Annotated in this window: 14 protein-coding genes; 3 read left to right on the forward strand and 11 right to left on the reverse strand. The window is 45.1% G+C overall.

What is annotated here, in order from left to right:
• Positions 1–130: 130 nt before the first annotated feature.
• A complete protein-coding gene (locus tag ACFQ21_RS02230) occupies positions 131–769 on the reverse strand; it encodes a tyrosine-type recombinase/integrase (protein WP_377574216.1) in 639 nt (212 codons plus the stop codon).
• 53 nt (positions 770–822) lie between these two features.
• Here ACFQ21_RS02230 and ACFQ21_RS02235 point away from each other — a divergent pair, with 53 nt between their 5' ends.
• Positions 823–1,599 (forward strand): glycosyltransferase family 2 protein, encoded by a 777-nt coding sequence (locus ACFQ21_RS02235; protein WP_377574219.1) that lies wholly within the window; start codon positions 823–825, stop codon positions 1,597–1,599.
• Between the two features lie 5 nt (positions 1,600–1,604).
• Here the strand turns inward: ACFQ21_RS02235 and ACFQ21_RS02240 are convergent, their stop codons facing one another.
• The 10 genes from ACFQ21_RS02240 to ACFQ21_RS02285 all read right to left on the reverse strand — a co-directional run bounded on the left by ACFQ21_RS02240 (position 1,605) and on the right by ACFQ21_RS02285 (position 13,690).
• A complete protein-coding gene (locus tag ACFQ21_RS02240; protein ID WP_377574222.1) occupies positions 1,605–2,579 on the reverse strand; it encodes a glycosyltransferase family 4 protein in 975 nt (324 codons plus the stop codon).
• Positions 2,580–2,597: 18 nt separating this feature from the next.
• Positions 2,598–3,467 (reverse strand): glycosyltransferase family 2 protein, encoded by an 870-nt coding sequence (locus tag ACFQ21_RS02245; protein WP_377574225.1) that lies wholly within the window; start codon positions 3,465–3,467, stop codon positions 2,598–2,600.
• A gap of 65 nt (positions 3,468–3,532) precedes the next feature.
• Positions 3,533–4,657 (reverse strand): glycosyltransferase family 4 protein, encoded by a 1,125-nt coding sequence (locus ACFQ21_RS02250; RefSeq protein ID WP_377574228.1) that lies wholly within the window; start codon positions 4,655–4,657, stop codon positions 3,533–3,535.
• A complete protein-coding gene (locus ACFQ21_RS02255) occupies positions 4,657–5,193 on the reverse strand; it encodes an inorganic diphosphatase (protein WP_377574230.1) in 537 nt (178 codons plus the stop codon). Before ACFQ21_RS02255 ends, ACFQ21_RS02250 begins: the two co-directional genes overlap by 1 nt.
• A 91-nt stretch (positions 5,194–5,284) precedes the next feature.
• Positions 5,285–6,664 (reverse strand): efflux RND transporter periplasmic adaptor subunit, encoded by a 1,380-nt coding sequence (locus tag ACFQ21_RS02260; RefSeq protein ID WP_377574233.1) that lies wholly within the window; start codon positions 6,662–6,664, stop codon positions 5,285–5,287.
• Between the two features lie 10 nt (positions 6,665–6,674).
• Positions 6,675–8,147, reverse strand: coding sequence for a TolC family protein (locus ACFQ21_RS02265; protein ID WP_377574235.1), 1,473 nt, complete (start codon positions 8,145–8,147; stop codon positions 6,675–6,677).
• A gap of 3 nt (positions 8,148–8,150) precedes the next feature.
• Positions 8,151–8,828 carry an L-serine ammonia-lyase, iron-sulfur-dependent subunit beta gene (sdaAB, locus tag ACFQ21_RS02270; RefSeq protein WP_377574237.1) on the reverse strand — a complete coding sequence of 226 codons (678 nt, stop codon included), beginning with the start codon at positions 8,826–8,828 and terminating at the stop codon, positions 8,151–8,153.
• 162 nt (positions 8,829–8,990) lie between these two features.
• Positions 8,991–9,455: a hypothetical protein gene (locus ACFQ21_RS02275; protein ID WP_377574240.1), complete on the reverse strand. Its 465-nt coding sequence runs from the start codon at positions 9,453–9,455 to the stop codon at positions 8,991–8,993.
• A 134-nt stretch (positions 9,456–9,589) separates the two neighbouring features.
• A complete protein-coding gene (locus ACFQ21_RS02280; RefSeq protein WP_377574242.1) occupies positions 9,590–12,679 on the reverse strand; it encodes an ATP-binding cassette domain-containing protein in 3,090 nt (1,029 codons plus the stop codon).
• Between the two features lie 132 nt (positions 12,680–12,811).
• Positions 12,812–13,690 carry a hypothetical protein gene (locus tag ACFQ21_RS02285; RefSeq protein ID WP_377574245.1) on the reverse strand — a complete coding sequence of 293 codons (879 nt, stop codon included), beginning with the start codon at positions 13,688–13,690 and terminating at the stop codon, positions 12,812–12,814.
• 117 nt (positions 13,691–13,807) lie between these two features.
• Between ACFQ21_RS02285 and ACFQ21_RS02290 the strand changes: the two genes are divergently transcribed.
• Together ACFQ21_RS02290 and ACFQ21_RS02295 are read left to right on the forward strand one after the other, a co-directional pair.
• Entirely contained in the window at positions 13,808–14,470 is a 663-nt protein-coding gene (locus tag ACFQ21_RS02290) for a DUF4159 domain-containing protein (protein ID WP_377574248.1), read from the forward strand.
• Between the two features lie 13 nt (positions 14,471–14,483).
• A complete protein-coding gene (locus ACFQ21_RS02295; protein WP_377574251.1) occupies positions 14,484–15,968 on the forward strand; it encodes an FG-GAP repeat domain-containing protein in 1,485 nt (494 codons plus the stop codon).
• Positions 15,969–15,990: the final 22 nt, after the last annotated feature.

The raw sequence follows: 15,990 nt of genomic DNA on the forward strand, positions 1-15,990 counted from the left end.
TAAAAAGATTCTATCTTCATATTGTGTTTGTAGCGATCCCTGATCATATACTTGAGAGATTTCCTGAGCTGCCTCTTACAGCTATACTGGAGGAAAACAGCAATATATCGCAGATGGATTTGAGAAGGACTCACGAGATGATGACAACTTGGTTCCAGCCAGACAACGGGAAGTATTCCACTGCTGCGGTTTTCTGTTGCTCAAAGTATATAAACCAATCATCGTGATTGCCTATATTCTTTTGAATTATACTCGACCACGTCAGCTTATGAACATCGCTCCAACGAAGCCCGGTAAAGCAGGCAAAGAAGTAAGCTTGTTTGAATTCAGGATTTATATCGCACGGTGTATCAGCCAACAGTTGAAGTTGCTCCAGTGTCCATGCCGTGCGCATTACATCTTTCTTTTTTATTCGTTCATGCTTAGGAACGGCATGCCAGGGATTACGTGGGATGATCTGTTCCCGAACCAATTGACTTAAGGCACCATTGATATTGGTCAGATAGTTTAATGCTGTATTTTCACTAACCGTGTTCAATAAATGCGTTTCGAATGATTTCATCCATTCCGTAGTCACGCGATTGATAGGAAGCGGCCTATCTTCCATAAAGTTTTTAAGGTGGTTCAGTGTCGTTCTGCGATGATGGTTGAAGCGTTTGCTCTCAATGTAATAAGACAGAAACACAACAACCCTATAATGGATCAAACCCTTAAAATGCTCCACATCACCAACACAAGAAAGGCGGGAATTTGTGGCATACTTTGGCATTTTGTAACCTTGTGGTTGTTTTCGGATAACGATTCACTTATTAACGGATAACGATGAATTTATCAGCAGTAATAATAACCTTCAACGAAGAAAAGAACATCGGGCGGTGCATTGACTCGCTGCTGCCGGTGGTGGATGAAATTATTATACTGGATTCGTACTCGAAGGATAAGACGCTGGAGATCATTACCGGCAAAGGGTTAACGTACCATCAACGCGAGTGGACGGATTACTCGGATGCCAAGAACTTCGCCAACGCCAAGGCGACTGGTGATTATATACTTTCGATCGATGCAGATGAGGAACTGTCGCCTGCTTTACAGCAGAGCATACGGCAACTGAAAGCGCGTAATCCGGCTAATGCCTATATGGTTAATCGTATCACGAATTATTGTGGCCAGTGGATACGCCACTGTGGCTGGTACCCGGAGTATAAACTGCGCATCTTTAAACGCGAGGGCACCCACTGGAAAGGCGCCGTACACGAAGATCTTGTCTTTGCCAGTGAACCTGAAATTGAAAAGCTTCAGGGCGATCTATACCATTACTCCTACCCGACTGTTGACAGTCACGTGAAGAAAGTAATGCAGTACGCGCGACTCACTGCCGAGAACCGCTATAAAAAAGGCAAACGCTACAACTTGCTGTGGCATGGTATATTCAAGCCGTGGGTAATCTTTTTTAAGAAATATATACTTCAGCTAGGCATCCTGGATGGATACTATGGATTTGTAATTTCTGTACTCACATCGTTCTTCCATTTTCTACGGTACATCAATTACCGTACGTTTCAGCAGGAAGACAGAGCTTGCAAAAAGAATATAGTATAGATGTATCAGTGACCGAAGTGTTTCAGGATGCGATCGGTCAGTGCTTCCCAGCTAAACTCTTCAATTTTTCTGCGACCATTCTTAGCCAGCGTCTGGCGAAGTTCTTCGTTCTGCATCAGCAGGCGTATTGCTTTTGATATACTCCACGACCAGCGCCAGATTACAATACCCGTAACCGAATCAATCAGGAAATCGCGGGTGCCAGAGTTCGTACCAATAACAGGAATGCCACACGCCATCGCTTCAGCCGTAGTATTGGAATGACCTGCCTTCTTCTCTGCGGACACATATATATCGGCACGATGAAACAACTCCTGATTTTTATGAACAGGATGATTCACCACAAACTCAAACGGAACATTCGTCTTGAAATCATCAATAGCTTTCTGTGCCTTTTCATTTACCGGTGTATCAAACAAGAGCAACTTTACTGGCAAGCCTGCTTTGTAGAGACGTTCGCAGGCTTTTACAACCAGACGTGTTCCTTTCTTCTTTTCTACCAGGCGTCCGTAGGTCATGATGACAAATGGCTCGCCCAGAGCTTTCTTAACAAATGGCTTGGGTTGAAAGGTATTTGTATTGATACCACCGAACGCCTTGAACGCTTCGATGTTATACTTCGACTTAGCAGTTTCGTAAGCGTTGGTAGAATTAGCAAACAATTCCACAGAGGGGTATTGCCTGAGTATTTTCAGATTGTCGGAAGGCCTTACAAAGTATAGTACTTTATGTTTGGCCTTTGCTTTATCAACTTCCGGCAGAAATTGTGTTTCGGTTATAAATATAGCTTCGAGTTCGTATGCAGGCAGCTCGCTTAGTTTTACAGTCTGTACTTTACCGACATACCACCCAGGCGCCACACCATCGGGTGTAAATACAATAAAGATATAGCCGCGTTCGAGGAATACATTGCCCAGTTCAAAAAAGCGTTTTACTCCGCCATAGAGTTTGGTGTGAGGAAGAATCGCTGCAAAGGTCATGCGAATGAAAATTACGCTTTATGAAAACAATACTTTGAATGCGCGCTTCAGCTTGCCACGCGTTTGTTGCATGGAAGGTATAGCTTGTGGGGCTTCACCGGCAACATCATAGTCCTCTCCCATCCGCAGGTAATAGCGATAGAATGTGCGTGCAGTAATGCCCCACTTCACCAGGAATGTATCAGCTCCTTTATTCTTCTTCAGTCGCTTGGTAGACTTGGATTGAAAATGATATACCCGGCTGCTTCCTATACCTTTAAAGATGCGTATGCCATATTTCCACAGTTTCATGGAGAAGTCAGGATCAGAATACATACCGGGAGAAAATTCTATACTATATCCACCTGCTACATCCCACACGCGTGTACTGATTACACTCGGAGGCCACGATGAACCCGACCAGTCTTTCTTCGGTATATCGTTATAGGTCGCAAGCAACTCTTGTTCTTTAAATGTCTCAAGACTATCACCATAATGCTTCACGATCGATACCACGCTGGGGTTGGTTGTAGCATACGGCTCAATCAAGGTAGCAGAAAGCATAAAGTTGTCATGACCGATGCGTTGCATCTCGTTGTATAGTGCGAGGTCCCAGCCCGGGCACACATACATATCATCGTTCATGTATACCATATACTCCGTGCGGATCAGCGCCCGGCACGAGTTCATGGCTACGCATATACCTTCATTTTTAGTGGAGTGTAAAAACTCGATATCGGGTTGCGTTTTCAGCCAGTCTGCCGTTCCATCTTTACCTTCATTTACATAGATGATGATCTTGTTTTTGAAGTGCGAATTCTTCCGGATGCTATTAATACACAGCTCCAGGTAAGGCTGGTTGTTCCAGGTAGGAATAATGATGGAAAAGTGAAATGAATCTGACGCCATAGGCTTGCAAAATACGGGAAGAAATCAAAATCTAATAATTCATGCGATGATCGTGCGCTTCACTGCTATGCTTTCCGGTAAACCTGCATAATATCAGAAGCTATCACGGCCGGCTCGAACCGTTTGATATAGGCAGCCGATGATCGCACCACGTGTTCAGCAACGCTGGCGTCTGTTAAAACATGGTTCAGTGCATCCGCAAGCATTTGGGGATTGTGTGGGTCGGTATAAAGCGCATCCGGACCGGCCGCTTCCCGGAAGCATGATCCCTGCGAAGTGATCACAGGTACACCCGACTCGATCGCTTCGATCAGCGGTATACCAAAGCCTTCAAACAACGAAGGGTATACAAACACCGTAGCCAGTTGATAAATCACCGGTAAGTCCTGGAACGAGGCCTTGTGTATAAAGGTAATCTTGTCCATCACCTTCTTCTCCTGTGCACAGGCTATAACTTCCTTCAGGTAATCGGTGGCGCGGCCAACAATAACTACCGGAAGCTGTACATCCGCAGGCAACAACGCCAATGCCTCCACGAGTTGCTTTACATTCTTACGCTGCTCGATCGTTCCTACATTCAGAATAAACTTGTCGGGCAAGTTATACTTTGCCTTTACAGCGGCCCTTATATCAGCTGATGCTTTTGTTTTAAATATAGGGTGACAGCCCTGGTATACTACTTCAATTTTACCGGGATCTACTTTGATGAATTCGATCAGGTCGTTAGCCGTTTGCTGACTGATGGCGATAACCTTATCAGCCCTGCGACATGCTGACTTTACTTTTGCAGTGTAGATGGCTACATCGATGGGATTATAAAATTGCGGGTAACGGATATAGATCAGGTCGTGAACCGTAACAATTTTCTTAACGTGTTTTGGTAAACCAACCGGAAGCTCCTGGCTTAGTCCGTGAAATATAGCGAGATCGGCAACGCTTTTATTATAGCGTATACCCCATGAACGCCACAGGCTTTTAAAGAAAGTAAAGCCACCGGTTGGACCGATGGCTTTTGTATTGGGTCGCGCCAGAATAGGATCTACTTCAGGATGCGATTTGATCTTCGGAGAATATAGTATATATGTATTCTCAGGAGCAAACTCGCTCAGGGCGTTGACTATAAAACGTGAATAGTTACCCAGCCCTGTAAAGTTGGTGAAGAGTCGTTTGGCCTCGAACCCAACCTGCATTATTTTTTAAAGTGCTCGTTATAACGATCTATACTTGCCTTGATGATTTCTTCTGCCTTAGGCTTCGAAAGGAATTCATCTACTTTTACAACCTTGTTCTCAAGCGATTTATAGTTTTCGAAGAAGTGCTTGAGCTCGGCCAGCAGGTAATCCGGTAAATCTTTTACATCAGAAATGTGACTTACGCTTGGATCATCTTCAGCAACAGCAATGATCTTATCGTCAGCCTCGCCACGGTCGATCATCTGCATAACACCGATAACTTTTGAAGGAATGAGACATCCCGGAACAACCGCTACCTGCGTCAATACAACTATATCCAGCGGATCATGATCTTCACCAAGCGTCTGTGGTATAAAACCATAGTTCAGCGGATAGTACATCGATGCATAGATAACACGATCAAGTTTGATAAGACCGCTGTCTTTATCAATCTCATATTTTGCACGAGAGCCTTTCGGAATTTCGATAAATGCGTTTACATGATCAGGAGGGTTTGATCCAGTCGATACTTCGTGCCACGGATGTTTTACCATAATTCGTTCAATAATTTTTATTTCGGCCGCAATATTAGCAAAAAGCCCCGACTTGCGGTCAGGGCTTTTGTGGTTTGCTATTTCTGTTTTGTTACTTTTCTTTCTTCTCTGGCTCCTTCTTTTCAGCTGCACGTACCATATCACCGTCTTTCAAACGTTTGGATACAGCCAAAAACGGACCTGCTATAATTTCGGTGCTATCATTTATTCCGGATAAAACTTCAATATTATCGAAGTCGCTGATGCCGGTTTTTACTTCAACCATCTTCGCTATGCCTTTGCTGTTTACAAATACCACGGTTTTGTTCTCAGGTTTTGCGGCCGGTTTATTCTGGTTGTTCTGATTGTTGCTGGTTTGCTTCGGACCATCCTGACCTTCAGCCGGAGCTTTGTTCTCTTCCGGGTTACGTGTGGTCACAGCCGACAGCGGTACCGAAAGTACATTGCTCTTGCGATTGGTAAGTATATCAACACTTGCCGTCATGCCCGGTAAGAAGGGATATTTTTTTCCCGCAGCCACCAGGTCCTGGTACGAAGAACTCAGGATCAGAATACGCACTTCAAATTCAGTGATTGCATCGGCTGATGTTTTATCTTTTGCTGTATTGGCGATGAGTGTAACAATGCCTTTGAATTCTTTACCCTGTGTTGAGTAAGCATCTACATCAATGATCGCGGTATCGCCCAGATGTACACGTACTATATCATTTTCATTTACATCCACGCGTACTTCCATCGTGTTAAGATCCGCTATACGAAGCATTTCAGTACCGGCCATCGTTGCTGTTCCCACTACGCGTTCACCTTTCTTTACAATGAGTTTTGATACTATACCGGTCATCGGAGCATCTACCGTTGTCTTGCGGAAGTTCTCCTGTGCTTCACGAAGCGATGCTTCTGTACTGCGAATTACGTAGCGTGCAGCTTCCACCGATTGCTCGGCAGAAGTAACATCATTCTTCGCTACTTCATAATTCTGTTGAGCGAGTTGCCAGTCAGCTTCGGATATAACTTTCTCTTTCCAGAGTTTCTCCTGGCGTTTATACTCTGCTTCTGCACGAATGAACTGTGCGCGTGATCGTGATAAACTTGCATTAGACTGCTCGAGGTTTGCACGTTGCTGACTCAGTCCGGCCTGTGCACGCTCCAGCTGACTCTCCCATGTATCCGGACGAATCTTTACCAGTCGTTCACCTTTCTTTACGGAATCACCTTCTTCAATGAGCAGATCGATGATCTCGCCTGATACTTCAGGCGCTATTTTTACTTCGGTAACGGGTTGTACAGTACCGGATGCGCTCACCTTTTCAACAATGGTTACACGCTTGGCTTTTGCCAGTTCAACTTCCATTTCTTTGGGCTTGCCAATCCAGCCGGCTGATTTTCCAACGATCAGGAAGAGGGCCAGAAAGGCTATAATTCCTATAAGCCAATAAATCAGTTTGTTTGATTTTCGTTTTTGTTTTGCCATTGCGGTGATATTAATACTCCAGAGGTTTACCTTGATAAAAGTCGAGAACTTTCTTCTTGAAAATGAAATCGTATTTAGCACGCGTCAGGTCTGTCTTGGCGCGGAACAAATCATTCTGTGATACCTGAAACTCAAATGAGTTGGCAGAGCCTGCTCCATAACGTTGCTCCATCATACGGAAAGCTTCCTCGCGGGCATTTACTTGTCTCAAAGACGAGTTATAAGTTTTAGACGCTGCAACGGCATCATTATACGCAGTCTCTACATTTTGACGTAACGTTTGCGCTGTGAGTTGTGCCGTAATCTTTGCTTGCTCATTCTGAATGACGCTACGCTGTACAGAAGCGCGTGCTGTGTAGTTATTAAATATAGGGATGACCAATTGAATACCGAGAGAGCGATATATATTATCCTTCACCTGATCGAAATAACCATATGTATTTCTATATACTCCATTCGGAATTTTGGTATATACCGGCTGTGCAAAGTCTCCATTTACAAAGGCTATAGGATTAGACGAGTTTCTGAAGGTTCCGTCCTCATAAAGTACAGCTTCATTTCTGCTGGCATACGTAGAGTTTATACCCGCTGTTAAACTAAGACGAGGATATAAATTTCCGCGAGACGCCATCACCGCATGATAACTACTTTGAATTCTCAACTCTGCGCTTTTTATTTCAGGCATTACTTGTCTCGCGATCTCGTATATCTCATCACGCGATTGATCTACAATAAGATCTTCAGGATTTAGAGAAGGTACTTCAACGTCTAATCCTTGAGAAGCAGGAATCTGGAGAGCTTGCTTTAACTGCAGGATAGAGAGTGCCAAAGCATTCTCTTGTTGTACCAGTGTTACTTCATTACCTGCTGCCTGCGCATCCAAATTGAGTTCTTCAGATTTAGGGAGGGCACCTGCAGCTACCTGCTTGCGAGTTCTTTCCAATTGCTGTTGACTGGATGCAAGTTGAAACCTGGCATTGTCAACAAGCTCTTTGTTAAAAACAACATTGATGAAGAGACTTGCTACATTTAATATCAGATCGTTCTTTGCCTTTGCTAAATCCTGTTCTGATGCACTAACGGCTGTTTGATTTTGCCTTACTGTATTATGAATATTGAAACCATTGAATATTGGAAGCGATGCATTGGCAGAAAGATTCGAAGAGCGATATCGATCTATAATAAAGGCGTTACTGGTTGGGTCCGGGCTCCGTCCCCAGTTATAACCATACCACGCATTCGCACTGACGTTAGGCAATCTTGAAAACCTCGCTTGTCGTAATCCTACTTCACTGGTGGCTACATCATATGTACTCCTTTGTACAGTAAGGTTATTAGTCAGTGCATAATCTATACACTTCTGAAGCGACCATTTTTCTACAGCAGGTGGTGTCTGCTCCTGTTGTTTTAACGTATCAATCTGCGCATGGCTGATGACCGATACGGTTAGTAAAATAAAAATTCCTGTAATTACTCTTTTCATGAATCAACGATCTATATCCGGTATGTAAATCACTTGTTTAACCCAGCTAAGACTCTGCAGGTACGATAATGTTACAGGCTTTATACCTGAATCCATTTCGATTACGAGACATGCCACATCATTTTTTCCTTTTCGCGATACCGACATGGTGGCTATATTACAATCATCGTGTGCCACTACATCGGCAATGAATGCTATACTTCCCTTTACATCTTCAGCGGTAACTATAATGGTATGCAGGTTGGCACCGAAGTCGGCCTTGAAACCATTTACTTCACTGATGTTGATCAACCCTCCGCCCCGACTCTCGCCTACTACTTCCAGGATATCATTACCACGTTTCAGATTCAGCCGAATAGTATTGGGATGCAGCGTTGACGCATTGCCTACTGACTTGAACTTGTACTGAAGTCCTTCGGCACGCGCTATATCCAACGCCTCCTTTATTCGCTTGTCGTCAGTCTTGAAGTCGAGCAACCCGGCTATTATAGCCCGGTCGCTTCCGTGTCCTTCGTAGGTGCGGGCAAAAGAATTATAGAATGTAATCTCGGCTTCATCCGGTCTGCCGCCCAGCAACTTGTAGGCAGCACGCGCAATCCTCACAACACCCGCTGTATGAGAGCTCGAGGGACCTATCATAACAGGACCGATCATATCAAAAACACTGCTTTTCTCTGGCATACGGGTTAGATTACGCAATATGTCGCAAAAAGGATAACAGCGTTACACAAATTATACAGACAAATTTAAAATTACCGGACAGGCATGGTACTTATTAAGCGACTGTTATAAAAAAAGCCGGTCCTTTTTACAAGACCGGCTTTGTCGTGATGTCACTATCGGTTAATGATGATGTTCGTCATGACCACCAACATATAGAACTTCCTGTATCTCGTGGAACTGATCATGAAGGCTGGTGAGTTCATCTGCAATCTTCGTATCATCACCGCTCTTCACGGTCTCAACGAACGATGCCGTAGCCGTCTTTAACTGCTGGAGCTTCGACTTTACTTCTTCATTATTTACTTTCTCCGGCAGCGGTGCATTGGCCCACTTCTCAGCGGCGGCTGCCAATTCTGCTGCCTTGGCTTTGGCGGGCTCCAGATCCTTGTTGTCCTTATAGGGATGGAATGCGTCAGCCATCAGTAAGTGGAAATCATCCATTTCTTTCCATTCATCTTTTGAGACAGCGGCATGCTCGTGTTCATGATCATGGCCGTGCTCGTCATGACCATCTTTCTTGCCTGAACATGCACCCAACACTCCGGCCGCCAGCAAGGTTGAAAACAATAAGATTCTCATTTTCATGTATGTCTGTTTTATAGTTTCAGATCTATACCGGTTCGCCTCGATATTTATATGCTGTAACATATACTTTATATCTCACAAAGTATATACTTACAAGATGCGCGACCGGCCCGGCAAAAATATAAAACTCTTGTTTACGATCGCTCCTTCCGCCTGTATTTGCGCTGATTTTCAAGCACGCGTATAAAGCGTTTCAGCACATCGTAGTACAAGGTAATGAACAGCACGATGGTCATGCTCCAGATCACCGCCAGGTTAAAATACAATGTATCAAACGTACGCCCTAGAAAATACTTGGACGGCTGATGCAGGTTTGCAGAGAAGTCAAACCAGTGTGCAGGCTGATGATCGTCTTCGTAGATCGGGTATATCTTCTGAACCAACCGGCCATCGTACTCGACAATGCGTTCGGAGGTCGCTATATTTTTCACAGCATCGCTTACCGCTTTATTAACGTATGCGAGTCGCATAGCCTCGAATTCACGCGCTCGTTCCGGTGTAGTCGTGAGGGTAGCAATGAGTCGCTCCTTCCTGCGGGCAGCATCATCGGCCTGCATGCGGTAGTAGCGCTTCAGAGTAGACAGGTACGCCATTGTTTTTGCAAATACAGTGGAGTCAAATTTACCGATAGCGAGTTTCTCCACCTCCGGTAATTTACTGGCACCGGTCCATGCAAGTTCGTGTCGGATTTCATTTTGCAGCAACGCAAACGCATTATTCATCTCTTCGTTGTTACGGTTACGCCACTGGCTGCGGTTGTTCAGGCAATACGCGAGTTTTGATTCAAGGGCCGGTATATAGTATACGCGTTTGTAATCAGCTTCGGCTGCTATTTCGTCAAAGTTATAGAACTGTCGTTCAAACGGGTTGTCTTTAAACTGCGTCACCATATAGGCTTCAAAGGCCCAGCGCGATGCCATCACCTCTCCGGCTATGGGTATACCGATAGGTTTACCAACGCTTGGATTGAATTTATCAAAGCTGATCACCACACCGCTCAACAAAAGCTGCGGTATAAGCAATACCGGTATAAGTATATAAATGGTAACAGCAGAATTGAACGAAGCCGAGATATTAAGTCCGAGCATATTGGCAAAGCACGAACAACTGAAGAGTATAAGCCAGTAGCGGATCTCGGTGAGGGGAATCTCCAGTATCGCATTACCAATCAGCGTAAACAACAATGTCTGAAAAGCAGATATACCAAACATGACGCCCACTTTGGATACGAGGTAACTGCTGCGACTCAAATGCAGAAACTGTTCGCGCTTCAGAATCTTCCGGTCGCGAAAAATTTCTTCGGCACTCATGGTCAGTCCGAAAAACAACGCTACCACTACACTCATGAAAAAGTATACCGGTATGTTATTGTTATTGAAGAAAGTATATTTCGGATCCCCCTCCAATACATTATAGTACTTTACCATAAATGCAATGAAGAAGGCCAGCAGCGGGGCCTCCAGTATATTGATCAGCAGGTACTGGCGGTTCGCCAGTTTAGCCAGCACATCGCGGGTAATAAATACTTTAAACTGGTTGAACCAGTTGGGGATCTCCTGGGCCACCGGAAGTTTTTCCTGCACGTGGGTAACACGCGGTATCTTGATGCGTTGCTTGAAGAACTGGTACCATTGCCCCGGTGATACTTTACGCGTATTGGTTAAGCGCCCGTACTCATTTACAATCTTGGTCTCAATGATACTGAAGATCTGTTCCGGGTTTATATTACCGCACTCCGGACACGCCCCCTGCGTTTTATTGGCAGCGTGCATGATGTCGCGAAAGTATATAACCGCTTCAATCGGGTTGCCATAGTATATCTGAAATCCGCCTACATCCAGGATGATGAGCGTATCAAACATCTTGAAGATATCCGATGACGGCTGGTGAATTACTACGAATACCATTTTACCGCGCAAGGCAAGTTCCTTGAGCAAGTCCATGATATTTTCCGAATCGCGTGATGACAGACCGGAAGTAGGTTCATCCACAAACAGGATCGCGGGTTCGCGTAAGAGTTCAAGTGCTATATTCAGACGCTTGCGCTGGCCACCGCTGATCGTTTTATTCAACGGAGTGCCTACCTTCAAATGACGGATCTCGGTAAGACCGAGGTTCATCAGCGTTCGCATCACAAGTTCAATGATCTGCTTCTCTTCGTATTGCCCGAAGCAAAGCTTGGCCGCATAATACAAGTTATCGAATACACTCAGCTCTTCGATCAGCAGATCATCCTGCGGCACATACCCGATTATACCGCTTACTTTATTCGGATTCTCATGAATATTTATACCGTTGATGAGTACGCGGCCACTCGAAGGTTTCTCGGTTCCGTTCAGTACGTTGAGCAATGTAGATTTACCCGAACCACTGGCGCCCATCAACCCGATAAGTTTACCTCCCATCTCCGCTATATTAACGTTCTGGATACCCGCCCGCCCGGTTTTGAAATGATAAAAGAGGTGATCGGCTGTAAACGTCAGCGAGGTCTGGTGCTCTTTTGTTAGGAACTTGCCAATAACATCACTATAGTAAATCGGTCCTACCTTGTCCCCACGAATGGTACTTCCCGTAGGGAATACATCGATCTTCCGGCTTTTCAACAAAATGCTGTTGAGGTATACCGTAGTGATGCCGAGATACTTTATAAAATACGTTTCGCTATCCGACAGTCGTAATATAGCAATGAGGCCTGTGAGATCTTTTTCAATGATGCGCGGTCCTTCATACTCACCGGAACCTTCATCAATAACGAGTACATCTTTGGATGACAGTTCATCGATGTCCTGACCGGTAACAAAATTCTGCAGTGCGTGCACATCATGCTGTGGTATCTTGAGTGCCTGCCCTATATAAAAGATAAGATTGCCCTGGCGATCGGATATATCGTTGTCGACAAACAGCAGCTCAATGATCTTGATGATGAGCACCATCTTCTGCTGCATGGTGAGCGCCTGGTTCACCTGCTTTACAATCTGCATGATGCGCGCCCAGTCGTCTACAAATTGCTGTGTATCTTCATCCAGCGAACTCAGTTCCTGCCGGGTGTTGATCTCATGCGTCTGGCAGAACTCATCAAAAAGTTTAAGATAGTAATTAGTAGCCTCGCGGTTCAGGTGCACACTGAGGAACTCCTTGATCTTCGTACGCTCATCTTCTGTAATACGCTCGCGAGCAACGATGGCAAAAAGTTGTATAATCGCCTTGAGCAGTTCTTCACTCATAGATTCGGTCTAGGTGCGTCCAAAATAATAATTAAAACGATAATAATGTGCACCGTTCGAATATCGTACAAAAACAAAAAGCGACTGCCCCGCTAACCGGGCAGTCGCTTTTATATAACCTTCTGACTGTGTTTAGTTAACGGTAAGGCTGCGGGTAATTCCGTTTACCGTTACCGAAATGGTTTTGCAATCACCAACACCATAATCAATCACAATCTCTTTGCTTCCGTCAATGATATAGCGCTTCACACCGTCTACAGCAAAGAAACAACCACGGTTGTAAACCAGGTCTTCGGTGAGCGAAACTTCATACGTTCTTCCGCCACGCGTTGTACCGGAGGCTGTACTTACTTTGTCGATCACGAGTTTATCAAGACTCGCGCTTGCACCGCGCTCCCACGACCACGTTATGTCCGACTCACGTGTGGCAACAGTGCCATCGGTAAAGGTAGCCTTGCCATCCGTAAGCACCACGTTAAATTTAGGAGCCTCTTCGGTGCTGCCGGTGATGTTGGTAGATGTACGAACACCTTCCAGCTTGATACCATTTATATAGTAATTCTCAGTCGTTGCAACAACGGTGGAACCAGGCTGAAAACGTCTCTTATAGTATGCGAATATAATTTTTCCTTTGCGCACATTTCCTTTTGCATCGGCACAGCCGAGTGTTCCGAAATCAACGGTAATTGTACCTTTCGGTATATCCACTGTAGAGGTCTCATCCGGATCGATCGTTACCACTACGCCATTGCAGTCAAAGCGATCGTCATCAATAACAATGGTAGAAGCTTTTCGTCCGCCACTCAGCTCGGTATCGCTGGGTGTTCCGATGGCAACACTTCCCATATCATCCATATCCTGGTAGTATGAATCAGTGAGTGCTTCTTCAGAGATATCCTGCGTATCCTGTACGGTGAGTCTCTTTTCATCGTCCTGGCATGAAGCCATGAGCAGAACTGCTGCCATCAGGCCGCTGGAGGAAAATCGGGTAAGGTGGTTTGCAATTTTCATTTTAATAGTGAATTTCAAGTGAATGTTTAGGCTTAGATTCTGTACGGGTGTGAAGGTTTAACACCTAAAAAAAATTATTTTTGACATCTAAAGGGCTGGTAAACGGGCCGGATAACTATGCGAGTAAGATTTATAATACTTCTGTTCCTTTTATGTGTGGCGGGTGTAGCGATTGGACAGATACCGGTAAAGATCGCCAAACTGAAATACCAGGGCGGTGGCGACTGGTATGCCAATAAAACCGCGTTGCCCAACCTGATTGAGTTCTGCAACCGCGAACTGAACATGACTATTGCCGCAGAAGAAGATGTAGTGGAGACCGGAAGTCGCGATATATTTCTATATCCCTATGTATATATGACCGGCCACGGCAATGTAGTATTTACCGATGCTGATGCAAGTAATTTACGAAAGTACCTGACAGGTGGTGGTTTTCTGCACATTGATGATAACTACGGTCTTGATAAATTTATACGCATTGAGCTGAAGAAAGTATTTCCGGAGCTTGAACTGGTAGATTTACCCCACGACCACCCGATATACCACCAGAAGTTCGATTTCCCGAAAGGCTTACCCAAAATACACGAACACGATGGTAAACCCTCGCAGGGTTTAGGACTTATATACCAGGGGCGACTCGTAGTATACTATACATTTGAATGTGACTTAGGCAACGGCTGGGAAGATCAGCGCATACACAACGACCCGGAAGAAAAACGCCTGCAGGCATTGCGCATGGGGGCTAACATCATTGCCTATTGTTTTACCAACTCGCTATAAGTATATATCCGAAATGCAGCGCTCTGTTCTCGTAATCATTATAGCCTGTATCGGTATACTATATTTTGCCGGCTGCGAATCTCAACCTGAAAAAGAAGAACGGCTTGCCAAACAATACTGCGGCAGTTGCCACACGTTTCCGGACCCTGCCCTACTCGACAAAAAAACATGGACGGATAAGGTGCTTCCGCAGATGGCATTTCGCATGGGCTTCAGCAACATGCAGATGCTGATGCAAATGTCTGATGCCGATCGCGAAATTGTTGTGCAGACGCTGCCCCCACAACCCATGCTCTCGGAAGAAGAGTTCGAACTCATCCGGAAATATTACCAGCGGATGGCTCCCGACTCCCTCACACTACTCCCTCCTCCCGTTACAAAACCTATTACGCAGTTTGAGATCACGCCACTAAAATTACCAGTACAAGGTATACCGCTGGTTACGCTGATCAAGGCTGACACATTACACCAGAAGATATATATCGGCAATCGCTACGGCAAACTATATACTTTTACGAACGCCTTTATCCTGCAGGACTCACTTCAGCTGGAAAGTCCGCCTTCGCACATGCATGTTGAAAAGGACGATGCCCTGCTCCTGCTGATGGGTATAATGGATCCGAATGATCAGGCGCACGGCAAGCTGGTAAATCTTCATCAACCCCAAAAACCTGTTCTTGAATCGTTGCAACGTCCGGTACATATTCAAAAGGCTGACCTGAACAACGATGGTTTGCCGGATTATATAGTCTGTGCCTTTGGTAACTATACCGGTGCTCTTCAGGTATATGAGAACGTGGGAAAAGATACCTATAAGAAACACGTGCTCCTCGGCATGCCGGGCGCGCGCAATACCATTGTGCGTGACTTCGACAACAACGGTTTACCGGATATCGCAGCACTGATGACACAAGGCGATGAGAAGATTGTAATGCTGCTGAACCAGGGAAGTTTCAACTTCAGATTAAACACACTGGTGCAATTTCCACCGGTATATGGCAGCAGCTATTTTGAGCTGATCGATTTCAACAACGATGGTAAACTGGATATACTCTATAGCAATGGCGACAACGCTGATTACTCCATTACCTTCAAACCCTATCACGGCATTCGTATATATATGAATGATGGTACCAACCACTTTACCCAATCGTGGTTTCACGATATGTACGGAGCCTCGCAGGTTCGCGCTGCGGATTATGATAACGATGGTGATGTAGATATAGCGGCCATATCGTTCTTTCCCGACTTTAAACATCATCCTGAAAACGGGTTCTTTTACTTTGAGAATACGGGCAATGGCTTTACAGCGCAAACTACTCCCCTTGCAACCACGGGACGCTGGCTCACCATGGAAACATCCGATATCGATCAGGATAAAGATATAGATATACTCCTGGGCGCCCTCGACTTTGATTCCGATGTTCCGCGCACCCTGTTGGAACAATGGATGCGCGACAAGACTTCGATCCTGTTACTAAAAAACAAGCTGAACTGATTACCTGCCATCAGGCTGAAAA

The sequence above is a fragment of the Ohtaekwangia kribbensis genome, from assembly GCF_042676245.1.
GTDB lineage: Bacteria > Bacteroidota > Bacteroidia > Cytophagales > Cyclobacteriaceae > Ohtaekwangia > Ohtaekwangia kribbensis.